We start from the raw sequence: 22539 nt of genomic DNA, 5'->3' as shown, positions 1-22539 counted from the left end.
ATACAGTAAAATAATTAACAATACATAATATAAATAAAATAAATTTCTATGAAAAATGAAAAACCTAATTTTGAAGATGTTGCAGAAGCTTTAAAAGTAATGCAAGCTTTAAGCTCTGCTTCTGAAGCTCATGGTTTACTTTGTGCATTGTTTAGTTTTGGGGCAGAAGTTAAATTTACTGCATGGTCAGATTCTTTGATGACAAAGACTATTGAAGAGGGCGACCTTGTAGCAGCTTCTGCTTTAAAGACTATGAAGAAACTTTATGACTATACAAAATCTCAGTTTGATGAGAAGAGTCTAAGTTTTGATTTATTTATTCCTGAAGATAATGAACCATTAAGTTATAGGGCAGAAGCACTTACTTACTGGATTAAAGGCTTTTTATCAGGAGTTGGACTATTTGGTTTAGACTTTGAAAACTCAAAAGATAAAGAGGTTAAAGAGGCAATTCATGATTTGATGCAAATTTCATATATGGATTATGATTCTTTAGGACAAGATGAAAGCAGTGAAGATGATTTTATGGAATTGTTAGAATATACAAAAGTTGCTGTGTTACTTATAGATAGTGAAAAGATTTGAGATTAAAAATGAGTAATAAATATGATGTGGCGATAGTTGGGGGAGGTATAGTTGGGTTACTAACTTCTCTAGCACTTGCAAAAACTGGTTGTAAAATTATTCATATTGAAAAAGATCAATTACTGGTTAAAAATGATAATAGAAGTATAGCTGTATCTTACTCATCAATAGCGTTTTTAAATACTCTTGGTTTATGGGATAAAGTTGCAAGTACAACTCAAGCTATTAAAAAAGTTCATATTTCTGATAAAGGTAGATATGGAAGGGCAGAAATTTTTGCTAAAGATGAGAATTTGCCATTTTTAGGGGCTATAGCTCCTATGCAGGAGCTTTTGGCTGTAGCTTTACAAAGTGTTACTGACAATCCAAATATTATTAAATCCTTTGAAACTAATGTTATCGACCTTGAGAAAAAATCTGATGAGTATTCTTTAGTAGTTGAAAAGCAGGAGCAAAAGAGCATTATACAAGCAGAATTAATAATTGCTTGTGATGGCGCAAACTCAAGTATGCGTAAAATGCTAGATGTGGAAGCGCAAACTACTGATTATAAACAAGACGCGGTTGTTTTTGATATTCAAACAGATTTAGATAATGAAAATACTGCATATGAGAGGTTTATGACAGATGGAGTGCTTGCAATGCTTCCTAAGTCAGAAACTACTATGGGATGTGTTTGGACTGTTGATCGAGAAGATTCAAAGGCAAAACTGGATTTAGATAAAAAAGAATTTGAAGAGCTAGTACAAGATAGATTTGGCTATAGGTTAGGTGAAGTTAAGGTTGCTACAAAACCTGCAGTTTTTCCCTTATATCTTGTTCAGTCAAATCAAGTATATAAAGATAATGTATTGTTTTTTGGTAATGCATTACATTTTTTACATCCAGTATCTGGTCAAGGTATGAATTTGAGCATTCGCGATATTGGATTTTTATATGATTTACTAGCTAAACTACCCCGTCAGTCTAGCGACTGCCACCCCTTCCAAACGAAGGGGAATATTGAAAATGTTTTGCAAGAGTTTGAGAAAGTTAGAAAACCTGATCATGATAGAACAATTAATATAACACATGGCTTTGTGAAATGGTTTGTCTCAAATGATCGTAAATTAGTTGCAAGTAGAAATGCAGGTTTACACTTATTACAAAGAAGCAAATTAGCTAAGAAAGCTTTATCGCGAGTAATGATGGGCAAACTTACAAAAGGCTCGACTTTAATGAGAAAGGTGGTTGAAGATGAGCATTAAAAATATCCAAAAAGATGTTGTAATTGTTGGTGGTGGTATGGTTGGGCTTAGCTTGGCTTTAGCACTACATAAAAATGGTTTGCAAGTTGCTATTGTTGAGGCAAGAGATGTTAGGAAAAAAGCTTTAGATCCTAATAGGGTAGAGACTAGGGTTAGTGCAATTAATCACACATCAAAGAGACTTCTACAAGAGCTAGATGTTTGGAACAAGGTCAAAAGCAATCGTATATCACCATATTATCAAATGCGCGTATGGGATGATGTAGTTAGTGAGAACGTTAATATTACAGCTGAAGAAATCGCCGAGCACAGTTTAGGATGTATAGTTGAGAATGATGTAATAACTCAAGCATTAATTGAAAAAATTAATGATACGAGTATTGAAGTTTTTGCGAATCAAGAAATACAGAAGATTCAAAGAAATGGAAATACGGAAAAGATTCTCCTACAATCTGTCATTGCGGACTCCGATCCGGAATCTAATTCTACTAGTTCGAATAAACATAATGATGAGATCCTGAAACAAGTTCAGGATGACTTGAAAAAAAATATATGTATCGAAACTAACTTGATAGTTGGTGCTGATGGAGCTAATTCATTTATTCGTGATTATTTCAACTTTGAAACTAAAGTTAAGGCATATAAACATACTGCTATAGTTGCGACATTAGAGCTTGAAAAAGGTCATAATCAAACAGCATATCAGCGCTTTTATGATAAGGGTGTATTGGCTTTTTTACCGTTAGAAAATTCTAATAAAGCATCAATAGTTTGGTCTGTAAAAACTGATTATGCTAATTTCTTGATGAGTTTAGCTGATGAGAAATTTGAATTAGAGTTAGCAAAAGCAATTGATAATACTCTTGGGAGTGTAAAACTTTTATCAAAAAGATTTAGCTTTGAGCTAATTCAGCGACATGCGAAATCTTATATTCAAGATAATGTTGTGCTAGTTGGAGATGCTGCTCACACTATTCATCCTTTAGCAGGACAAGGCGTAAATATAGGTTTTAAAGATGTGATTGCTCTTACTAAAGTTTTGAGTGAAGCTTTTGCTAAAGGTAGGCTGATCGGTCATATTTCAACTCTTGATAAGTATCAACGCGAAAGAAGACTTGATAATAAAAAAATGATAGCTCTAATGAAAGCCTTTAAAGAAGTTTTTGGTAGCGAAAATGATTATATCAAAAAAGCCCGTAGAGCCGGATTTGAGTTTGTTGATAAAAATAATATTGTTAAAAGTTTAGTAGTGAAGCAGGCTTTGTAAAGCAAAAAGTCATCCTACGACTTGATCGTAGGATCCATAATATATTTAAAAAATATATTCCATGGCCAAGCCATAGAATTACATAGGTTAGGAAGTCTAATCATAAAGAGATGTATGAAAAATGAAAACAGATGATTTTGATTATAAATTACCAGAAGAGTTGATTGCTAGTTATCCTTTAGAAAATCGTGATGCTAGCAGATTGTTAAAGTTAAATAAGCAAACAGGTGAAATAGTAGATCATAAATTTACTGATTTTATAGATTTTATAAACCCAGAAGATTTGCTTATTTTTAACAATAGTAAAGTAATGCTAGCACGCTTATATGGTGAGAAAACAACAGGTGCAAAGCTTGAATACCTTATAGAAAGAGTGCATTCACCAAAAGTTTTTGAGACTCATATAAAGGCAAATCGTTCTCCAGCTATTGGTAGTGAAATATTTGTCCAAGATACTTTGGCAAAGGTTCTAGAGAAAGATGGTGGTATGTATCTGCTTGAGTTACAAGGGGATAAAGATATTTATCAAATTATGGAAGAGTTTGGTCATGTTCCTTTACCTCCATATATGAAGCGAGATGATGAAGAGTTTGATGCTGATAGATATCAAACAGTTTACGCTAAAGATTTAGGTTCTGTTGCTGCTCCTACAGCTGGCTTACACTTTAGTCAAGAGCTGATGCAACAAATAAAAGATAAAGGTGTTGATATAGCTTATATCACTCTGCATGTAGGTTCTGGAACTTTTAAACCTGTTCAAGTTGATGATGTTAATAATCATAAAATGCATTCTGAAGTTATATCTGTACCAGAAGAAGTTTGTCAGAAGATCCGTCAAACAAAAGCAAATGGTGGTAGAGTAATAGCCGTTGGCACTACTTCAGTACGCTCACTTGAAACAGCAGGGGAAAGTGGTCAAATACAGCCTTATCAAGGTGAGACAGATATATTCTTATATCCGGGTAAGAAATTTAATGTAGTTGATGCAATGATTACAAATTTTCATCTGCCTAAATCTACGCTCATTATGTTGGTTAGTGCATTTGCAGATAAAGAAAAAATTATGAAAGCATATGGGCATGCTATAGCTGAAAAATATAGATTTTTTAGCTATGGTGATGCGATGTTTATTTATTGACTTCAGTTTTTAATTGAAGTAATCATTTAATAATTTTTGTGGTCATTCCCAAGAAAGTGGGAATCTCTCTAGTAACTAGGAGATCCCCGTGTCAAGCACGAGGATGACTTGTTTTTATGTTGAGGAGTATTATGAAAAATAAAGCATTCTTTTTTGATATTGATGGGACTTTAGTACATGAGAAAAAAGGCAAACTCTTTGTCTCTGATAAGAACATCCAGGCTATAAAAGAACTAAGAAAACAAGGTTATAAAACTTTTATAGCAACAGGACGTACTCAAGGATTTATTCCTGAGACTGTACTAGATTTACCTATGGATGGTTTTATTACAGCTAATGGTTCTGTTGTAAGTATAGGAGGTAAATTAGTATATGAAAAACTTTTCCCCCAAAGTGCTATAGATAATGTCTTAAAGTTCTGTGAGAAACATAATCATGACTGGCTGTTTGAAGGTGAATATGCTTATGTAAATAATTTGGAATCAGAGGACCTTAGTTACTTCTATAACAATGTGATAGTCAATAGGGATAAAATGATCACAACTCATAATTTGTATAATGTAACTATTTATAATGCCTTAGTCTTAGGTAAAAACGTTGATAGTATTGCATTACAGCACACTTTAGGAGATAGTTATGTAATAGCACCACATAATGAAAATGGTTATGTTGATTGTTATTTAGCTGGGCATACAAAAGCAGATGGTATTGACAAAGTTGTTGAAAACCTTAGTTTAGATGAGTATGAGACATATGCATTTGGTGATGGTAATAATGATTTGGAAATGTTTGATAGGGTTGATGTAGCAATAGCTATGGAAAATGCATCTGATAGATTAAAAGAGAAAGCTAATTTAATAACTAAAGCAAATTACCATGATGGTGTCTACTATGGTTTAGTCAAACTTGGGCTAATCTAATTATTTAATTAAATTTGGAATATATAGAAGGTGATTTCGGTAATTTTTTGTTTTATTATTATAGGTATTATAGTAGGTGTGTTAGCAGCACTCTTTGGATTTGGTGGCGGTGTAATAGTTGTACCAGCTATAGCAATGTATATTTCTATTTTTGAGCCGACATTTGTATCTAATTCAATGCATATAGCTGTCGCAACATCTTTACTTGTCATGTTATTTACATCTCTAAAAACCACATATGCTCATCATAAAGCTAATAATATAATTTGGAATATCGCATTAAAGTTAAAATTAGGACTAATTATTGGTACTATAATTGGAGCTGCTATTGCTAGTTATCTTTCTAGTGTTTTATTAAAGATCTTATTTATTATATTTTTGATATATACAGTTGCTAAGTTAGTATTGAAAATGATAAGTAACGCAAGATCTAGTAAGGTCAATCAATCTAGCCATAATGAAAATAAACCATCATCTAAATTACTGTATACTTATGGTCTTATAACAGGTTTTGTATCAGTTGTGCTAGGAATTGGTGGTAGTATAATCATTGTTCCTTTTTTAAGAGGGCGTAACTATAAACTTGCAACAGCTGCTGCAATCTCATCATCTATAATACCTTTTTTAGCACTTTTTGGAGCTATTTCATATATTTTAATAGGGTTTAGTGATTCAAATCTACCTAGCTATTGTTTAGGGTATGTTTATTTGCCTGTAGCTATTAGTATCATAATAGGCTCTTTTGTGGGCGTATCAATAGGGGTTAAACTGTCACGTATAGTACCGCATAAAATACAAGATTGGGTTTATCTAGCATGTATTATTGTAATTTTGATACTTATGGTTCTCTAGGCTTTGTGAAGGCTAAAATATAGAATAAAGGAGCGTTTATAAAGGCTATTATATATTTTATAACTAAGGTTGAGATTATTATTTCAAAAGCGTTTTCTATAGGTAAAATACCAGCAAAGGCAAATCCATAAGTAATAAGAGTTGTATCAAGTATTTGCGATATTAAAGTTGATCCTGTATTTCTAAACCATAGCCATTTCATATCAGAACTGAAACTTCTAAGCTTTGAATAAATAAGAACATCAAATAATTGTGATATTAAATAAACACAGTTACCGATTATTACGGCTTTTAGAGCACCACCGTTAATTGAGAAGAATAAATCAAATGCTTGATTTGTTTGCTTATAGAAAGAGTCATTAATAGAGTTAAATATTGTCGCCATAAACATTAAAAGTACAAATGATAAACCAAAAAATATTGATTTAAGTACGGCTTTTCTAGCTTCTTGGCGACCATATTTTTCATTAAGTAGGTCATTAGCTGTGAAAATACCACCAAACATAACATTGCCTAGCGTTGCAATTATATGAAATCCAGCAATATCATAAGCAACACCTTTATTTACTTGTATATTTGCAGCTATAACACTAATAACAATAAATACGTGCAGTCCCTTTTTACCAAAAAGTTTAAAAGCTAGAAATAGTATAAAGAAGTCTATAAATGTAAAGAGGATTAAAATATTAAAATTATTCATTTGTTTACCTTTAGTTTTGTTTACCCTGGATAGTTACGAACAGGGGATTTAAAATCTGCTATAATATAACAAAAGTATTTATTAATAACAAATATTATATCTTTAGGGGGTAGCATGCGCTTTGCTCATGTAATGTTAAGGGTTAAGGATTTAAATAAATCCATAGATTTTTATACGAATGTATTAGGAATGACTGTTCAGAAAAAAATGGACAATCCTGAATATAAGTATACTTTGGTATTTTTAGGTTATGGGGATATTTCTAGTCATACAGTTTTAGAGCTAACATATAACTGGGGTGATCATGAATATGATCATGGCAATGCATTTGGACATTTATGTATGCAAGTTGATGATGTATATAAAGCTTGTGAAGATGTTAAAGCAAAAGGTGGAGTTGTAACTCGAGAAGCAGGTCCTTTAAAAGGAGGAAGTCAAGTTATAGCATTTATAAAAGATCCTGATGGTTATCAAATAGAACTTATTGAAAAAGCTTAATGAATACTATAAATACAAAAGAAACATTAAATATTATTATAATAAGAGGTTATTATAGTAAAGGTGATTCAGTTGTGCATACAGATTTTGATGGTATAAAAGTCAAAGTAACTACTGTCGCTCTAGGTCGCCCAGTTTTTGTAAAAAGAAAACTAAAACGAATTATAGATAAATACAAAATTAGCAGTGAAAACTATGACCTGATTTATGCAATATCTATGTCAGCTGGTATATCATCCTTAATAGATGAAGAGCTTTATAAAAAATTACACTTAATTACGCCATTTTTTATTCATCATAAGACTATGCGAGTACTTAGAAAGGTTAGACTTAGAAAAATGCTCGGAGCATATTTTTTACTACTCATGAATGGCAAGCTAGGGAAATTTAATCAGAATATCAAAGTTACCCTTACAGAGAACGATACTATAGTTGATAATAAGTTTTTTGAGAGTGCTTGGGGTGAAGTCAATCTAATAAAAGATCTAGATCACACTTTAAATGATGAAGTTATTGAAGAGATTCTTAAAAAAGACATTGAGTTAATTTCAAGGAATAATAATTAGTAACTTTAATAAATTGTAACTACATAAAATTTCATAAAAGTATAGAATATATATACATTTATTATGTTTTTATGGAATTATGATAAGAAACAATAAAGGTTTCTCTCTTGTTGAATTAATGGTAGTGATAGCTATAGTAGCTATATTAGTCGCAGCTGCTGTAGTATCTTACTCAAACCATATAACTAAAGTTAGACTGCAAGATGAAATTGATAAGATGGATAATTATCGTAAAGCAGTTGCAATTTATATTCAAGAGCAAGGTATAAGTAGTGATGAGCAATTCCAATCGGGAATAGCTGATATGAAAGATAATTATTTTGGTGATGATAATGTCGCTATTATGAATGAGTTTAGAGAAAATAATGGTAGATTAATTAGTCATCCTATAGTTCAAGGTATCGCGTATCAAATAGCAATAACTCCAAGAATAAATAATGGAGGAACTTTAGTTAACTGGGAATGTGATATTGGTTATGACAATCGTAGTGATGGAACAGTTAATTCTAATCAGCCGACAGGTAGTCCTCCTTCTGGAGCAATGCCAAATGGCTGTAATGAAACAAGCGAAGAATTAAATGATGATTTATTAGAGTTTCAAAGCTTACTTGATGAGTTATCTAGTACTGTAGATACTAATTTTAATAATGCTTTAAACGCATGGTATCAAAGAAGAGATGACGCTCTTGAAGTAGATACTGAGTACCAGAACTATATCACGGCAAGAGATAGTGCATTAGCTGATTATAATAATTATCAAAATGAGATAGCAACAATAAATGGTGAAATAGCCACTAGAAATGATTTGATAGATCAAAAAGATACAGATGCTACACAATATGAAGCAGAGGCAGCTGTTCACAGAGCTAATCAAGCTACAGCTGAAGCAAATGGAAATACTGAACTAGTAGCAACTTTTCAAGCAAGTGCAGAAGCAGCAGAGGCAAATGCTACAACATTAAGAAATGAGATATCTGTTTTAGAGGATGAAGTAACATTATTGGGAAATAATAAAACAATAGCTCAAACCAACAGCACTAATTCTTATAATGATTACAATACACAGGCTTCTAATGCAGAAACTCGTTATGCTGCAGTAGAAGCTGATACAAAAAATCTTGAAATACCTGAAGGTACTCCTCGTGAAGAAATAGAAAATTATAGTTACTCACAAGCTATAATCTTATCAAATCAAGAGTATAATGCTGCTAAAGATGCGTTATTAGAAGATCCGCAGTTTGCTGATACTGTTCGTGACTCTGCAGATAGATTAGAGAATGGTGTGCCTGTTGGGGCTCCTGAAGTTTAATATTTCTTGTTAATTATTCATAGAACCAAGTAAACCATATTTGTTATTATCTAGTGGTCCAGCAGGGTTATTTTTAAAGAACTCGTCATTAATAGTTAGATGGTAAGAGTTAAATTTCTGTGTAGGAATTGTAAATCTAATATAAAGATGAGTATCTTTAGAATTTGGTGGAGATACTGCAAAGTATTTGGCTACAGTAAATTGTCTATTAATACTATTGTATTCGCCATTGTAGTGACTGGCAGAAAGTCTAGTTAAATCACCTAATTGGACTTTTTTAGGCATATTAGCAAGCCATTCTTTTAGGGTATTTGTTCTATCTGTTATATCTGTTATAGATTCTTGATTTTGTTTATCAACACCTTTTAGATGATAATAATTAGTGTTCCAGACATAGCCGTTGTCAGTAACTTTATATCCGTATTTGCCTCTATATCCTTCTTCGAAGCTAGCAACTTGTTTATGGTCACTTATGGTATATAAAGCCGGATCATTTTGACTAAATATTTTCGCTTTATTCTTCTCAATTTCTGCAACTGTAGAATAATTTCTTAGCAGGTTTTGAACAGTTGTTGTTTCAATTTGATCTACATTTTTAGCAGCAGGAGCATGACTAGCTGGATCATTTACAAGTACTGTCAAACCTTTTGAATTAGTTCCTCCAGCAATATATGGATATCCTTTTACTGTACTATCTGTATTGTATGTTAAGGCTAAAAAGTCATTGCCTTGTTTGAACTTGAATATTTCTAAACGCTCTTTACCAGTTATTTCAGCATCTCTATTCTTAAAGATTAAAGTTCCTCCTCCTTTGACAATATTTCCAGCAAATCCCATCGTTGTGCACGCGAAACTTGGTAGACATGCTAAACTCATGATTGATGCGATAATGATCTTATACTTATTTTTCATAAGACTTCCTTTTTTTAAGTTGGTAATTTTATTTTAAGCATAAATTAACAAAGATGTTTAGTTTTTTACGGCAACTCCTCTAAGCCTTACATAGTCGGCATACCAGTTGTTATCTTTAAAAAGGCTTTTATATGCGAGTGATTCGGCTTCATTAAGAAACTTATCAACATCATCAATTTTATCTAATAAGTTTACTCTAAATGTTTTTACCCAGTTTTTAAAACCATCTTTACCATCAAGTAGAGTCGGTCTTTCAAATAAGATCATATATTTTACAGTAAATCCATTTTCTTCAAGAAGAGAGCTATATTCTGAAATACTAGGGTAGAAGTTATTTATATCATAATCTTTGATATTATATTTCATAGCAGTAGTATCTAAGCTAGATAGCACTTCTTTGATATTACCTTTACCTCCCATTTCAAATACAAATCTGCCATTTTTTTTCAGAATATTATTTATGTTTTTTATCACGGCAAGAGGATTTGTCATCCAATGTAAGGCAGCATTTGAAAAAACAGCATCAAAGCTTTCTTTTTCAAAATCTAGGCTTTGTTGGGCATCCATTTGCTTAAATTCAATGTCATGGTAGTTTTGTTTTGCTTTTATAAGCATATTTTCCGAAACATCTACACCTGTGACTTTAACACCTTTGCTCTTTATTTCATTTGTAAGCTCACCGGTACCACAACCTAAATCAAGAATATTTTCACCTTCTTGTGGGTTTAGAAGTTCAACAACCTCATTACCATATTCTGTGACAAATTTCCCTGTAGAGTTATATGATTTCGGTTGCCATAAATTGTTATTGCTCATTAAAAGCTCCTTATTCTATCCTCTTGAGATAGTTGAGTGATGAAATAACCAATATATTAGTAGTCCCCATATTCCAAAAACTATACCTACTAGAATCCAGATATTCTTAGGTAGTAAAATTGTGGTTAATCTTCTTTCTAAAACTTTAGGAATATCTTTTGCTATTCCTAAGCCACAAAAAATGTGAATCAAGACATTAAAAGCGACAATTATTGGCAGTGAATTATTTATTAGGGTCGAAGAGATAGTATTAATATCCATAATAAACCTTAAAATATTATATGAGCATGTTCTTTTGAGTGGTATGAGTTTTGATAGTATTCACGGATAATTTCAATTGCTTCATCCACAGTATCTACAAGATGAAGAATTTTTAGATCATTCTCATCAACAACACCATTTTCCAACATGGTTGTTTTTATCCAGTCAACTAAGCCTCCCCAAAAATCTTTACCAAAAAGTATAACCGGCATATATGTTTTTTTCTCAGTTTGAATCAAAGTAGCTATATCAAATAGTTCATCCATGGTGCCAAACCCTCCAGGCATAACTATATAAGCCATAGAGTGTTTAATAAACATAGCTTTTCGAGTGAAAAAATATCTGTAACTAAGGCTGATATCTTGGTATTGGTTAGGCTTTTGCTCGTGAGGAAGAGTTATATTTAAGCCAACACTTGATGAGGATCCTTCTAAAGCTCCTTTGTTACCCGCTTCCATAATTCCAGGTCCGCCACCTGTAATGATTGTAAAGCCATGATTTGATAGTTTTTCTGCTATTTCGATAGTCTTTAAGTAATATTTATTATCTTTTTTTAATCTTGCTGATCCAAATATGCTAATAGCAGGAGTAAGTTTGTCTAAACGCTCAAAACCCTCTACAAGTTCAGATGTTATTTTTAGTATATTCCATGTCTCTTTAGCACGGTCAAAGGTTACTTCACCATTATGTGTTGGAACTATTTTTTTATTATTACGATTCATAGAACATCTCTCTTTATAAATTAGGCTAGTGTTTTATTTTACTATTAACTATAATTATATATATAAGTTTGTAGTATTTGTACATATAATCAATAAGGTTATTATACAAGAATTAACGTTTTAATAAAAAATTCACAAAGGAGAATTTAAATGGGTTTTCTAGCAGGAAAGAAAATAATAGTTACAGGACTTTTAAGTAATAAGTCAATTGCTTATGGTATTGCAAAAGCTTTGCATAGAGAAGGTGCAGAGCTTGCATTTACATATGTTGGCCAATTTAAAGAAAGAGTTGAGAAACTAAGTGCTGAGTTTAATCCAGCAGCTGTTCTTCCTTGTGATGTTACATCAGATCAAGAAATTAAGGATTTGTTTGTAGAGCTTGGAAAAGTTTGGGATGGTCTTGATGGTATTATTCATTCAATTGCATTTGCTCCACGTGATCAGCTTGGTGGTGACTTTGTAGACACTGTAACTCGTGAAGGCTTTGCAATTGCTCACGATATAAGTGCTTACTCTTTTGCTGCTTTAGCTAGAGAAGGGCGCGCAATGATGAAAGGAAGAAAAGGATCTATAGTAGGTCTTACTTATATTGGCGCAGAAAAAGCTATGCCAAGTTATAATACAATGGGTGTAGCAAAAGCATCTCTAGAAGCTACTATGAGATATACAGCACTTGCTTTAGGTGAAGATGGAATAAATGTGAATTGTGTGTCAGCTGGACCTATAAAGACTCTTGCAGCTTCTGGTATTTCAAACTTTAAGAAGATGTTAGATTATAATGCGTCAGTATCTCCACTTAAGAAAAACGTTGATATCATGGAAGTTGGTAATACAGTTGCTTTCTTATGCTCAGATATGGCTTCTGGTATTACAGGTGAGAATATTCACGTAGATGCTGGTTATCATAGTGTACTAATGGGTAACGTTCTTTAATAATTTTTTGTATTACAAAAAAATCACCTTTAAAATTCTTAAAACAATCTAGTCAATAGCCGGTTTTTAATTATTAATTAGAAAGAAGAGTAAAGTTAATATATAGCTTTATTTTAAACCTAGTTTAATAAGATCATGCATAGTTACAACTCCTAAAATATGATTGTTGTTATCAACTACCGCAAGGCTTGTAATTTCAAACTCTTCCATTTTTTCTAGAGCTGTCATAGCCATATCATCTTTTGATATAGTTTTAGGATGCTTACTCATCACATCAGAAATTGCTAAGTGAGAGTTAAAGTTATCAGATTCAAATATTCTACGCAAATCACCATCTGTAAATATACCAAGTAATTTACCGTCTTTTGAAGTAACAAGTGTGTTTCCTATTCCTTTATTACTTATTTCAAGTATAGCTTTACGAATTGTATCATAAGGTCCTATTTGAGGTATTTCAGATCCTTTACGCATAATGTTTTCAACTCTTAAAATTAGCTTTCTTCCAAGTGCACCACTAGGATGTGAGAATGCAAAATCCTCAGCAGAGAAATTTTTTGCTTTAAGTAAAGCAATGGCTAAAGCATCGCCTAAAACTAAAGTAGCTGTTGTACTTGAGGTTGGAGCTAAATTTAGAGGACAAGCCTCTTTTTCAACACCAAGATCTAAGTGTATATCACTATTTTTTGCCATTAGAGACTCGGGATTACTGGTTATTGAAATAATGGGGATATTCAAATGTTTGATCATTGGCATTAGTCCCATTATCTCACTTGAATTTCCTGAGTTAGATATAGCTATTAATACATCATTAGAGGTTATCATGCCAAAATCACCATGCCCAGCTTCACCTGGATGTACGAAGAATGCTGGAGTGCCAGTACTAGCAAGTGTTGCAGCCATTTTTTTCCCGATATGTCCTGACTTGCCCATTCCTGTAACTATTACGCGTCCTTTATTATTTGTTAAAATAATATCGCAAGCTTTCTTAAAATTTTCGCTAATAGAATCTTTTAGGTTTTGTAATGCTTCTATTTCCATTTCAAAGGTTTTTTTTGCATTTTCTATATGACTCATTTGGCTATTATCCTCTATTTTCAAAATGTTATAGGTTCAGAATATTAAAGTATTTAAAATACTAATTTACTCAAATATTTTATACTGTTATGCTAAAATTATCTTTAATATTTTATACATAAAAATAATAACTATGACAAAGTTTCAAATTAATCCCTCTATTTTATCTGCAGATTTAGCTAGGTTAGGTGATGATGTGAAAATGGTATTGGACGCAGGAGCAGATAATATTCATTTTGATGTTATGGATAATCATTATGTACCAAACCTTACTTTTGGACCAATGGTACTAAAAGCACTAAGAGATTATGGAATTAATGCGGGTATGGATGTCCATCTTATGGTAAAGCCAGTTGATAGCCTTATTGAGAGCTTTGCTAAAGCAGGCGCTAGTAGTATTGTTTTTCATCCGGAGGCTAGTGAGCATATAGATAGAAGCTTGCAACTTATTAAATCATTTGGTATTGATGCAGGTCTTGCATTAAATCCGGCTACAAGTATTGATTGTTTAAAATATGTTGAAAGTCATATTGATAGAGTTTTAATAATGTCTGTGAACCCTGGTTTTGGAGGACAAAAATTTATTCCTGCTATGCTTGATAAATCTAAAGAAGTATCAAAGTGGATAAAGTCTACTGGTAGAGATATTTTATTAGAGATAGATGGTGGGGTTAATCCAAGTAATATTGCCGAAATTGCAAGCTGTGGAGTAAATGCCTTTGTAGCTGGTTCAGCAATATTTAATTCAGAGAGTTATAAAGAAACGATAAGTTTAATGCAAAATCAACTTTTGAGTATATAACCTCTAAGTTATAATTTACAAAATTAAAGTATAAGAGAAGTCTAGTGAATAGGAAAATATTAGTAACAGGTGGTACAGGTTATATAGGTAGTCATACTGTAGTAGAACTTCTAAGTAGAGGTTATGAAGTAGTAGTAGTAGATAATCTTTCAAATAGTAAAATATCTGTAGTAGATAGAGTTAAAGCTATCACGGGTAAAGATTTTGATTTTTATCAGGTAGATCTTCTGAATAAGTCTAATTTAGAGAGAATTTTTCAAAAGCATAAAATTGATGCTGTAATACATTTCGCTGGATTTAAAGCTGTTGGTGAGAGTGTAGAAAAGCCTTTGAAGTATTATCATAATAATATTCAAGGAACTATAAGCTTACTTGAATTGATGCAAGATTATAAGGTTTATGATTTTGTTTTTAGCTCATCAGCAACTGTTTATGGAATGAATAATGAGCCGCCATTCACAGAGAATATGCCTCTTAGTACGACAAATCCTTATGGTGCTTCAAAATTGATGTTAGAAGAAATTTTGAAAGATCTTTATAATGCTAACAATAATTTTAATATTACTTGTCTAAGATATTTTAACCCGGTAGGGGCTCATAAGAGTGGTATGATTGGCGAAGATCCTCAGGGTACTCCAAACAACCTTATGCCATATGTAGCTCAAGTTGGCGCTGGTAAGTTAGCTAAGCTTAGCATCTTTGGAGGTGATTATGAGACTAGAGATGGTACAGGTGTAAGAGATTATATTCATGTGGTAGATTTAGCGATTGGTCATATTTTAGCATTAGAAAAGCTAGCCCAGGATAGACCTGCGTGGAGAGCCTATAATTTAGGCTCAGGTAATGGCTATTCTGTGTTAGAGCTTGTTAAAGCTTATGAAAAGGCATTAGGTAAAGAAATACCATATCAAATAGTAGATAGGCGAGCAGGTGATATAGCTGCAAGTTTTGCAGATGTTTCTAAAGCTAAGAAAGAGTTAGGTTTTGAAACAAAAAAAAGTTTAGATGATATCTGTCAAGATATGGTTAGGTGGCAAACTTATGTTAGTGAGAATGGTATCTAAATGAAAACCTACATATTCGACTTAGATAATACACTCTATCCATATAATAATGGTCTATTTGATAGCCAAATGGCGAGAATGAGTGAATATATTAAACTTAAACTAGATATCGCAGATACTGAAAAAGCCGATGCAATCCGTGATGAGCTATACTATGAGTTTGGTTCAACAATGCTTGGTATGATGCGATATCATGATATTGAGCCAAAAGAGTTTTTAGATTTTATAGATGATATTGAAATTAGTCACTTTAAACCAAATGAGAGGCTAAATAAGTATATAAATGATCTAAGAAAAGATAATCGTACTTATATTTTCACAAATGCTTCTAATTTTCATACAGATAGAGTACTAAAACAGCTTGGTTTAGAAGATAGTTTTGACGGAATTTTGACTATTGAAGATACAGGGTTAATCTCTAAGCCAAAAACAAAATATTTTGAAATAGGTAGGGATAAGTTCGATATCGACTTTACTAATGCTATTTTCTTTGAGGATTCATCACATAATCTAGTTCCAGCAAAGCATCTAGGAATGGAAACTGTATTAATCCATGCAGACGATCATAAATCAGAGGCTAATTTCTATGATAATCAAGAAATAGACTATTATGTCAAAGATGTGGAGTCTTTTTTTGAAGGTGAATATATCGCTACCAGGAAGTAATTGTAATTTTTTTATTTAAGCCACAGTTCATTTTTGATTTTATTTTTTCTAGGCTTTCAGATGTTTGTAAGCCAGATTTTGCATCAGAGTACTGGATTACATGGCTTGCATTAATCAAAGCAAATTTTATAGAATCTTCAATACTGTTTCCTTTGTAGATATTTGCGCAGAATGTAGAACTAAATGCATCTCCAGCACCTAGTGTATTTAATACGTTTTTAATACGTAATGACTCACTATGGTATATTTTATCTCTAGTTGCTGCATAGACACCATTAGCTCCATCAGTTACCATAATTAGTCTGACCCCAAGATCCAAGCATATTTTAAAAAAGTCTTTCAATCTAAAGGTAGCATTCAGAAAGTCTCTTCTTTCTTCGGCATGAGTTGTTTCTAATCTATCTTTCGATGCAGTTATTTCTTGGTCATCTGAAGAAAGTAGTGATAGCATTAGCTTTTGAGCTTCTTGATAGTTTAAGACTAATATATCAATACCAAACATTGAATCTTTTATAAAACTTTCTCCGACACTTAGTTGACTTGAACCAGGATTAATCGCTACTTTAGTATTATTTTCTGATGCAAGTTTGACTATTTCAGGAAGTCTAGCTGCTGAAGATTTGCTCAAAGAAGTTATATATATAAAGTCACTATCGATAATCGCTTGAGATGGTAGATCATCTTTTAAGATATCTTTATTAGCACCTCTGTATGCAAATATTGTTCTATCACCACTTAGTGTTGGGATTACATAAGAAGTAGCAGTACCGTAGTTATTAGAGTATCTGATATTTGATATGTCAATACCAAAGTCTTTCAGCTCTTGAGCTATTTTTTCGCCAGTAATATCTTTACCGATTTTTCCAAAAAAACTAACATCAATACCTTGCTTTTTGAAAGAAACAGCAGCATTAGTAGCACCACCACCAGAAAAAGAGTTATGCTCTTTAACCTCTATTTTTGCTCCTTCTTCAAGTAGCATAAAAGATTGAGTGGTATCTTTTTTTTGCATGTTCATGGTGAACATCTCTTCATATTCGATAATAGTATCTAGTGTCGCGCCACCAATAGTTAGGGCTTTTAGAGTTTTCATTTTATAATTTTATACAGAAATATATTATTTGCTAGATAGCATATCATCAAATAATAAATGCGTAAATACATTTAAATACCTTAAAGATTTGAAAAAATAAACCTTTTTTATAGAAAAATTATTCATTAATTAGTATTATTTCATCAAAATGTTATTTTGCTACATAATTTTTTATATATTATAGGGAGATTTTTAAAATGCCTTCTAAACCAGTTAAAAAGGATCATCGTGGATTTATTATGCCTATTGGTGGCGGAGAAGATAAATTTGCCAGTCCTACAGTTTTAGAGAAATTTATAGAGTTATCTGGTGGGGAAAATGCCAAGATAGCCGTTATACCTACAGCATCTAAGTTACCAGATACAGGTGATATATATGTTGATATTTTCACAAAGATGGGTGTAAAAGATGTTTATAACCTAAAGATTGAGTCGCGTCTTGAAGCAACTACTAATAAAGAGTATCAAGATTTACTTTCTCAGTGTACAGGTATATTTATGACTGGGGGTAATCAGTTACTTCTTTCTACAACTCTTGGTGGTACTCCGATAGCCCAGTTTATTCGTAGGCTAAATGCAAAAGGTGTCAATGTTGCTGGCACATCAGCAGGTGCGGCATTTATTTCAGGGTTTATGATTGCTGGAGGTCAAGCTGGACTAATGCCTAGATGCAATATGGTTAACTTAGCACCAGGTCTTGGTTTGACAAATAAGCTCTTAGTTGATCAACACTTTTCACAAAGAGATAGATTAGGTAGGCTTCTTGCAGCACTTTCATATAATCCATATATGGTTGGGGTTGGTATTGATGAAGATACTGCAGCATTATTAAACTCTGATAATGTCATTGAGGTTGTTGGTTCAGGTATGGTGACAATCATTGATTTCTCTCACTTGAAACATTCATCACTACACAATGCTCGCAATAATGCACCGATTAGTTTAGTGGATATTCGTATGCACATGCTATTAGAAGGACAAAAATTTGATCTAAATACCTGTTTAGTTGAATACTAATCATAAAAATTCTTTTATAATCCCTATAAGTCAGTCAGACTATATTTATTAATATAATCATTAACATCAAATAGGGTGAAATATGCAAAAAATTATAATTCATGGTGGTTGCGGTGCTAGAGAGGATAAAAATACTTCTTTTGGAGATTATCATCACCACTTATTACCAATAATTGAAAAGTCTTATGAGTTTCTTAAGCAGGTTGATGATGCTAATCAAGTAGCAGTATTTGCTGCTAAACTTTTAGAAGATGATGAGATTTTTAATGCTGGTACGGGGTCTAGGGTACAGCAGGATGGTCAAATAAGAATGTCTGCTTCTATTATAGATAGTCAAAATAAGAAATTTGCTGGTGTAATTAATATTCAAAATATTAAAAACCCAATAGAAGTTGCTAATCGTTTAATGCAACAGCATCACAGTGTATTAGCAGCAGAACAAGCCACTACGTTTGCGCATGAGGTTATGAAGCTTCCTAAGTATGATCCTATGACAGAAAAAAGATACCAAGAATATCTTGAACTAAAAAAAGGCTATACTGGAACAATTGGGGTTGTAGTGCTAGATTCTAAAGGAAAAATATGTGCTGTGACTTCAACTGGTGGGGCTGGGTTTGAATATCCTGGTCGTGTAGGGGATAGTCCTACAGTTGCTGGTAACTTTGCAAATGAAGAGATGGGTATATCTTGTACGGGTATTGGCGAGCATATCTTAAATAAAGCTGTAGGAGCTAAAATTGCTACAAGAGTTAAAGATGGCATGTCTTTATCTGAAGCTGTAGATAAATCAATAGCAGAAAGTGATGAGTCAGGTGATTATGTTGGTCTTATAGCAATAGACAAAAAAGGCAATATTTGTTCTGGATCCACATCTATTGCACAGGCATTATATGCTTATGCAGATGGTGAAAAGATAAAAACTTTTTATGATGAAAAAATCTTGTAAAAATATGTTGACTTAGCGACAAGAGTAAGTAATAATATACGTCATTGGCCTGATAGCTCAGTCGGTAGAGCAGAGGATTGAAAATCCTCGTGTCGGTGGTTCGATTCCGCCTCAGGCCACCATTAAATTTAAATTGTCGGAGCATAGCGCAGTTTGGTAGCGCATCTGGTTTGGGACCAGAGGGTCGGGGGTTCAAATCCCTCTGCTCCGACCATTATTTGTGCGTCCGTAGCTCATCTGGATAGAGCATCGGCCTTCTAAGCCGAGGGTAGCAGGTTCGAATCCTGCCGGACGTGCCATTACAATTAGCAATTTGTAATGGTGGTTGTAGCTCAGTTGGTAGAGCCCCGGATTGTGATTCCGGTTGTCGTGGGTTCAAGTCCCATCAATCACCCCAGTTATTGCGGACGTGGCGAAATTGGTAGACGCACTGGATTTAGGTTCCAGCGGGCAACCGTGGGAGTTCGAGTCTCCCCGTCCGCACCACATATTATCTTAATCAGATAAAAATTTATCTTGCAAACATTATCACCAAAGTATAAAGTAAACTCTTTACTATACTTATTATATTTTTCTCTTCAATGAATAAACTTTCAAAAAAACATATTATATTTGCTTCAGCTAGTACTATCGTAGAGTGGTATGATTTTATGCTTTTTGCATATTTAACTCCTATTATTGCACATATATTTTTCCCAGATATTAATAAATATACTGCTATATTGATGACTTTTGGAGTTTTTGCTGCAGGATTTTTTATGGGACCTGTTGGAAGTGTTGTGATGGGAAGCTTTGGTGACAGATTTGGCAGAAAGAAAGCTCTAGTTGTGTCAATAGTTATGATGATAGTTCCAATGTTTGTTATTACCTGTTTACCAACGTATAGTAGTATAGGAGTTTTAGCTCCACTTGTATTGGTGATTATGAGGCTGCTTCAAGGTTTTTCTATTGGAGGGTCTTATGGTGGGGTTATGGTTTTTATGATTGAGTCTGCTAAACCTAACCGAAGAGCCTTTGTAGCAAGTTTTGCTACCATGTCATCAGGGACTGGAGTATTTTTAGCATCTCTTATTGCTATGTTGATATTTGGTATATTTAGCCAAGAAACTCTAAATTTATGGGGGTGGAGAATTGGTTATGCTATAGGCCTTATTTTAGCATTGATATCATTATTTATGAGATTATCAATTCCAGAAAGTTATTCTTTTGAAGAGCTCGAAAAACAGGGTGAGATATGTAGCAAACCTGTTAGAGAAATGTTTAAAAAGCAGACAAAACCATTGTTTTTAGCTATTTCATTGTCAGCATATGCTAATATCATTTATTATTTGATCCTTTCATATTTACAATCACACTTTACAGAGTTGCATTATTCTGAATTCGATTCATTAGCTATTGTGACTATTTTTAGTTTACTTTTTTCATTTTCAGCACCTTTATGGGGACTTGTAAGTGATCACTTTGGGAGAAAACCATTAATTAAATTTTCTATACTTGTATATCTCTTTTTATCATATCCAAGCTTTATGATAATGGGGCAAGGACTATTTTGTCTTATCATTTCAATGATAATTTTAAGTGTCCCATTAATGGCTGTTTGGGGATCTTATGGAGCATTTGCGCCTGAATTATTCAAAACAAAGTACCGTTATAGTGGTAATGCTCTAAGCTATAATATTGGTAATTCTTTTTTTGGTGGTACGATACCTTTTATTGCAACATCACTAGTAGTTTTAACAGGAAGTTTGCAAGCACCTGCGTGGCTTTTAATTGTTGCTTCAATAGTTATGATTCCTATAGTTTATTTGATGCCTGAAACGAGATAAAGTCAATATATTAGAATTCAGAGTCAATTGGGAGGCTTTGTATAAAAAAAATTAAATGCTATACTCTTGGTAGGTATCTTAGCTAAATAGGTGACTAATTTGGATTTTTGGTTGATTATAGGCGTTTTTGTAATTTTATGTTTATATCTAATAATCGAGAATATAATTCATAATATTAGTATTAAAAGTATTCCTATTAGAATCCATGTGAATGGGACTAGGGGTAAATCAAGTGTCGCTAGACTTATTGCTGCTGGAGTGAGAGCTGGTGGATATACTACTGTGGCAAAAACTACAGGAACTTTGGCAAGGTATATCGATGTTGATGGCTCAGAGACACCAGTTTTTAGAATAGGTTTTAGCAATATTGCCGAGCAAGTTAAGATTATGTTCAAGGCAAAGAGGGCAAAGGCAGATGCTATTATAATTGAATGTATGGCATTGCAACCTTTGTTACAAGCTTTATGTGAGCTCAAATTAATAAAAGCGACACATGGTGTACTGACAAATGCACGTCCTGATCATTTAGATGTTATGGGGCCTACTGAAAGAGATGTTGCAAAAGCATTAGCTGGAACAGTTCCTGTTAACTCTAAATATTTTACAGCCGAAGACATTCATTTAGATTTCTTTGATTATGCTTGTAAAGATAGAAATACTCAATTGATAGCAGCAACAGCTGATGATGCTGAAAAGATATCAGATGATGAAATTAATAAATTCGTATATTCAGAGTTTAAGATAAACGTTGCTTTAGCATTAAAAGTTACAGATGATCTTGGTATTCCTAGAGAGGTCGCACTTAAAGGTATGTGGGAAGCAACACCAGATCCTGGAGCGATGACTGAGTATAACTTTGATATTAAAGATTCACAAATGAATTTTGCGAATGCATTTGCTGCAAATGACCCCGTATCTACAAAGATGCTTTGGGATAAACTTTATGAAAAATATAGAGACTGTGAAAAGAAAGTTCTAGTTGTAAATTGTAGAGCAGATAGAGAAGATAGATCTAAACAAATAGCAGAAGCTATTTTAGGCTGGGAGAAGCCTGATTTAGTTACTCTTATAGGTACAGGGACAGATGTATTTGTATCTTTTTATAAAAAATATGCTAAGTCTTTAGGTGTGAAAGCTACGCAAGTTATTGTGTGCGAGGATATGAAGCCTATAGAGATTCTTGAGAAGATTTATGCTACACAAAAGGCCGAATCGTATATGCTAGTTGGAGTAGGTAATATCAAAGATATAGGTATGGATTTAGTAGATTATTGTGATCAAAGTCATAAAAGTAAGCATGATTTATAGTTTTTAGAATATACATAG

At 32.9% G+C, this 22539-nt stretch carries 24 protein-coding genes and 5 tRNA genes; 22 read left to right on the top strand and 7 right to left on the bottom strand.

The window, feature by feature from the left end; genetic code table 11:
- The first annotated feature begins 48 nt into the window (after nucleotides 1–48).
- From FIP56_RS07125 to FIP56_RS07100, 6 genes are all read left to right on the top strand, one after another.
- Nucleotides 49–585 carry a YecA family protein gene (locus tag FIP56_RS07125; RefSeq protein WP_192578241.1) on the top strand — a complete coding sequence of 179 codons (537 nt, stop codon included), beginning with the start codon at nucleotides 49–51 and terminating at the stop codon, nucleotides 583–585.
- A gap of 8 nt (nucleotides 586–593) precedes the next feature.
- Nucleotides 594–1832: an FAD-dependent monooxygenase gene (locus tag FIP56_RS07120; RefSeq protein WP_192578240.1), complete on the top strand. Its 1239-nt coding sequence runs from the start codon at nucleotides 594–596 to the stop codon at nucleotides 1830–1832.
- The gene (locus FIP56_RS07115; protein ID WP_192578239.1) at nucleotides 1822–3099 is read left to right on the top strand and encodes an FAD-dependent oxidoreductase; all 1278 of its coding nucleotides are present in this window, start codon (nucleotides 1822–1824) and stop codon (nucleotides 3097–3099) included. Before FIP56_RS07120 ends, FIP56_RS07115 begins: the two co-directional genes overlap by 11 nt.
- A 121-nt stretch (nucleotides 3100–3220) precedes the next feature.
- The gene (gene queA / locus FIP56_RS07110; RefSeq protein WP_192578238.1) at nucleotides 3221–4237 is read left to right on the top strand and encodes a tRNA preQ1(34) S-adenosylmethionine ribosyltransferase-isomerase QueA; all 1017 of its coding nucleotides are present in this window, start codon (nucleotides 3221–3223) and stop codon (nucleotides 4235–4237) included.
- Between the two features lie 131 nt (nucleotides 4238–4368).
- The gene (locus FIP56_RS07105) at nucleotides 4369–5157 is read left to right on the top strand and encodes a Cof-type HAD-IIB family hydrolase (RefSeq protein ID WP_192578237.1); all 789 of its coding nucleotides are present in this window, start codon (nucleotides 4369–4371) and stop codon (nucleotides 5155–5157) included.
- Between the two features lie 30 nt (nucleotides 5158–5187).
- Nucleotides 5188–6009, top strand: coding sequence for a sulfite exporter TauE/SafE family protein (locus tag FIP56_RS07100; protein WP_192578236.1), 822 nt, complete (start codon nucleotides 5188–5190; stop codon nucleotides 6007–6009).
- On the opposite strand, the gene FIP56_RS07095 is transcribed toward FIP56_RS07100, so the two are convergent.
- Nucleotides 5996–6709, bottom strand: coding sequence for a queuosine precursor transporter (locus tag FIP56_RS07095; protein WP_192578235.1), 714 nt, complete (start codon nucleotides 6707–6709; stop codon nucleotides 5996–5998). The genes FIP56_RS07100 and FIP56_RS07095 overlap by 14 nt on opposite strands.
- Nucleotides 6710–6823: 114 nt before the next feature.
- On the opposite strand from FIP56_RS07095, the gene gloA reads away from it, so the two are divergent.
- The 3 genes from gloA to FIP56_RS07080 all read left to right on the top strand — a co-directional run bounded on the left by gloA (nucleotide 6824) and on the right by FIP56_RS07080 (nucleotide 9082).
- Entirely contained in the window at nucleotides 6824–7207 is a 384-nt protein-coding gene (gloA, locus tag FIP56_RS07090) for a lactoylglutathione lyase (RefSeq protein WP_192578234.1), read from the top strand.
- Complete coding sequence (locus tag FIP56_RS07085) at nucleotides 7207–7773, top strand: hypothetical protein (RefSeq protein ID WP_192578233.1); 567 nt, start codon at nucleotides 7207–7209, stop codon at nucleotides 7771–7773. Before gloA ends, FIP56_RS07085 begins: the two co-directional genes overlap by 1 nt.
- A 79-nt stretch (nucleotides 7774–7852) precedes the next feature.
- On the top strand, nucleotides 7853–9082 hold the full coding sequence (locus tag FIP56_RS07080; protein ID WP_192578232.1) for a prepilin-type N-terminal cleavage/methylation domain-containing protein: 1230 nt from the start codon (nucleotides 7853–7855) through the stop codon (nucleotides 9080–9082).
- 9 nt (nucleotides 9083–9091) lie between these two features.
- Here FIP56_RS07080 and FIP56_RS07075 read toward each other — a convergent pair whose 3' ends face one another.
- The 4 genes from FIP56_RS07075 to FIP56_RS07060 are packed head-to-tail and all read right to left on the bottom strand — an operon-like array spanning nucleotide 9092 to nucleotide 11793.
- On the bottom strand, nucleotides 9092–9994 hold the full coding sequence (locus FIP56_RS07075) for a carcinine hydrolase/isopenicillin-N N-acyltransferase family protein (RefSeq protein WP_192578231.1): 903 nt from the start codon (nucleotides 9992–9994) through the stop codon (nucleotides 9092–9094).
- Nucleotides 9995–10051: 57 nt separating this feature from the next.
- The gene (locus FIP56_RS07070; protein ID WP_192578230.1) at nucleotides 10052–10810 is read right to left on the bottom strand and encodes a class I SAM-dependent methyltransferase; all 759 of its coding nucleotides are present in this window, start codon (nucleotides 10808–10810) and stop codon (nucleotides 10052–10054) included.
- Nucleotides 10811–10825: 15 nt separating this feature from the next.
- Nucleotides 10826–11071, bottom strand: a complete 246-nt coding sequence (locus FIP56_RS07065; RefSeq protein WP_192578229.1) for a hypothetical protein — start codon at nucleotides 11069–11071, stop codon at nucleotides 10826–10828.
- 8 nt (nucleotides 11072–11079) lie between these two features.
- Nucleotides 11080–11793, bottom strand: a complete 714-nt coding sequence (locus FIP56_RS07060; RefSeq protein WP_192578228.1) for a TIGR00730 family Rossman fold protein — start codon at nucleotides 11791–11793, stop codon at nucleotides 11080–11082.
- 150 nt (nucleotides 11794–11943) lie between these two features.
- Here FIP56_RS07060 and FIP56_RS07055 point away from each other — a divergent pair, with 150 nt between their 5' ends.
- Complete coding sequence (locus FIP56_RS07055; RefSeq protein ID WP_192578227.1) at nucleotides 11944–12726, top strand: enoyl-ACP reductase; 783 nt, start codon at nucleotides 11944–11946, stop codon at nucleotides 12724–12726.
- Nucleotides 12727–12834: 108 nt separating this feature from the next.
- Here FIP56_RS07055 and FIP56_RS07050 read toward each other — a convergent pair whose 3' ends face one another.
- Nucleotides 12835–13800 (bottom strand): KpsF/GutQ family sugar-phosphate isomerase, encoded by a 966-nt coding sequence (locus tag FIP56_RS07050; RefSeq protein WP_192578226.1) that lies wholly within the window; start codon nucleotides 13798–13800, stop codon nucleotides 12835–12837.
- Nucleotides 13801–13933: 133 nt separating this feature from the next.
- Between FIP56_RS07050 and rpe the strand changes: the two genes are divergently transcribed.
- From rpe to FIP56_RS07035, 3 genes are read left to right on the top strand one after another with little or no spacing between them, the layout of a single operon-like run.
- Nucleotides 13934–14602, top strand: a complete 669-nt coding sequence (gene rpe / locus FIP56_RS07045; RefSeq protein WP_192578225.1) for a ribulose-phosphate 3-epimerase — start codon at nucleotides 13934–13936, stop codon at nucleotides 14600–14602.
- Nucleotides 14603–14646: 44 nt separating this feature from the next.
- Nucleotides 14647–15666, top strand: coding sequence for a UDP-glucose 4-epimerase GalE (gene galE, locus FIP56_RS07040; RefSeq protein ID WP_192578224.1), 1020 nt, complete (start codon nucleotides 14647–14649; stop codon nucleotides 15664–15666).
- Entirely contained in the window at nucleotides 15667–16332 is a 666-nt protein-coding gene (locus FIP56_RS07035; RefSeq protein WP_192578223.1) for a pyrimidine 5'-nucleotidase, read from the top strand.
- On the opposite strand, the gene FIP56_RS07030 is transcribed toward FIP56_RS07035, so the two are convergent.
- Entirely contained in the window at nucleotides 16319–17425 is a 1107-nt protein-coding gene (locus tag FIP56_RS07030; protein ID WP_192578222.1) for a carbohydrate kinase family protein, read from the bottom strand. The two genes, FIP56_RS07035 and FIP56_RS07030, sit on opposite strands and share 14 nt — an antisense overlap.
- Nucleotides 17426–17622: 197 nt before the next feature.
- On the opposite strand from FIP56_RS07030, the gene FIP56_RS07025 reads away from it, so the two are divergent.
- The 9 genes from FIP56_RS07025 to pgsB all read left to right on the top strand — a co-directional run bounded on the left by FIP56_RS07025 (nucleotide 17623) and on the right by pgsB (nucleotide 22521).
- Nucleotides 17623–18441: a cyanophycinase gene (locus FIP56_RS07025; RefSeq protein ID WP_192578221.1), complete on the top strand. Its 819-nt coding sequence runs from the start codon at nucleotides 17623–17625 to the stop codon at nucleotides 18439–18441.
- An 82-nt stretch (nucleotides 18442–18523) separates the two neighbouring features.
- A complete protein-coding gene (locus tag FIP56_RS07020; protein WP_192578220.1) occupies nucleotides 18524–19387 on the top strand; it encodes an isoaspartyl peptidase/L-asparaginase in 864 nt (287 codons plus the stop codon).
- Between the two features lie 46 nt (nucleotides 19388–19433).
- Nucleotides 19434–19509: transfer RNA gene (locus FIP56_RS07015), tRNA-Phe, on the top strand.
- A 15-nt stretch (nucleotides 19510–19524) separates the two neighbouring features.
- Nucleotides 19525–19601 (top strand) — tRNA-Pro (locus FIP56_RS07010).
- Between the two features lie 8 nt (nucleotides 19602–19609).
- Nucleotides 19610–19686, top strand: a tRNA-Arg gene (locus FIP56_RS07005).
- Between the two features lie 22 nt (nucleotides 19687–19708).
- Nucleotides 19709–19784 (top strand) — tRNA-His (locus FIP56_RS07000).
- Between the two features lie 6 nt (nucleotides 19785–19790).
- Nucleotides 19791–19873 (top strand) — tRNA-Leu (locus tag FIP56_RS06995).
- A gap of 95 nt (nucleotides 19874–19968) precedes the next feature.
- Nucleotides 19969–21213, top strand: a complete 1245-nt coding sequence (locus FIP56_RS06990; RefSeq protein WP_192578219.1) for an MFS transporter — start codon at nucleotides 19969–19971, stop codon at nucleotides 21211–21213.
- 90 nt (nucleotides 21214–21303) lie between these two features.
- Nucleotides 21304–22521: a poly-gamma-glutamate synthase PgsB gene (gene pgsB, locus FIP56_RS06985; RefSeq protein ID WP_209451832.1), complete on the top strand. Its 1218-nt coding sequence runs from the start codon at nucleotides 21304–21306 to the stop codon at nucleotides 22519–22521.
- Nucleotides 22522–22539: the final 18 nt, after the last annotated feature.

This window comes from Francisella sp. LA112445 (genome assembly GCF_012224145.1).
Lineage (GTDB): Bacteria > Pseudomonadota > Gammaproteobacteria > Francisellales > Francisellaceae > Francisella.
The sequence above is the reverse complement of the archived record's forward strand: the minus strand, read 5'-3'. Positions and strand labels throughout refer to the sequence as shown.

Coding starts and splice junctions, on each gene's coding strand:
- FIP56_RS07025 (WP_192578221.1), top strand. CDS start 17,623: ATGCCTTCTAAACCAGTTAAAAAGGATCATCGTGGATTTATTATGCCT.
- rpe (WP_192578225.1), top strand. CDS start 13,934: ATGACAAAGTTTCAAATTAATCCCTCTATTTTATCTGCAGATTTAGCT.
- queA (WP_192578238.1), top strand. CDS start 3,221: ATGAAAACAGATGATTTTGATTATAAATTACCAGAAGAGTTGATTGCT.
- FIP56_RS07125 (WP_192578241.1), top strand. CDS start 49: ATGAAAAATGAAAAACCTAATTTTGAAGATGTTGCAGAAGCTTTAAAA.
- FIP56_RS07020 (WP_192578220.1), top strand. CDS start 18,524: ATGCAAAAAATTATAATTCATGGTGGTTGCGGTGCTAGAGAGGATAAA.
- FIP56_RS07080 (WP_192578232.1), top strand. CDS start 7,853: ATGATAAGAAACAATAAAGGTTTCTCTCTTGTTGAATTAATGGTAGTG.
- FIP56_RS07035 (WP_192578223.1), top strand. CDS start 15,667: ATGAAAACCTACATATTCGACTTAGATAATACACTCTATCCATATAAT.
- FIP56_RS07085 (WP_192578233.1), top strand. CDS start 7,207: ATGAATACTATAAATACAAAAGAAACATTAAATATTATTATAATAAGA.
- FIP56_RS07070 (WP_192578230.1), bottom strand. CDS start 10,810: ATGAGCAATAACAATTTATGGCAACCGAAATCATATAACTCTACAGGG.
- gloA (WP_192578234.1), top strand. CDS start 6,824: ATGCGCTTTGCTCATGTAATGTTAAGGGTTAAGGATTTAAATAAATCC.
- FIP56_RS07060 (WP_192578228.1), bottom strand. CDS start 11,793: ATGAATCGTAATAATAAAAAAATAGTTCCAACACATAATGGTGAAGTA.
- FIP56_RS07120 (WP_192578240.1), top strand. CDS start 594: ATGAGTAATAAATATGATGTGGCGATAGTTGGGGGAGGTATAGTTGGG.
- FIP56_RS07030 (WP_192578222.1), bottom strand. CDS start 17,425: ATGAAAACTCTAAAAGCCCTAACTATTGGTGGCGCGACACTAGATACT.
- FIP56_RS07095 (WP_192578235.1), bottom strand. CDS start 6,709: ATGAATAATTTTAATATTTTAATCCTCTTTACATTTATAGACTTCTTT.
- FIP56_RS07055 (WP_192578227.1), top strand. CDS start 11,944: ATGGGTTTTCTAGCAGGAAAGAAAATAATAGTTACAGGACTTTTAAGT.
- FIP56_RS06990 (WP_192578219.1), top strand. CDS start 19,969: ATGAATAAACTTTCAAAAAAACATATTATATTTGCTTCAGCTAGTACT.
- FIP56_RS07115 (WP_192578239.1), top strand. CDS start 1,822: ATGAGCATTAAAAATATCCAAAAAGATGTTGTAATTGTTGGTGGTGGT.
- FIP56_RS07075 (WP_192578231.1), bottom strand. CDS start 9,994: ATGAAAAATAAGTATAAGATCATTATCGCATCAATCATGAGTTTAGCA.
- FIP56_RS07105 (WP_192578237.1), top strand. CDS start 4,369: ATGAAAAATAAAGCATTCTTTTTTGATATTGATGGGACTTTAGTACAT.
- FIP56_RS07065 (WP_192578229.1), bottom strand. CDS start 11,071: ATGGATATTAATACTATCTCTTCGACCCTAATAAATAATTCACTGCCA.
- FIP56_RS07050 (WP_192578226.1), bottom strand. CDS start 13,800: ATGAGTCATATAGAAAATGCAAAAAAAACCTTTGAAATGGAAATAGAA.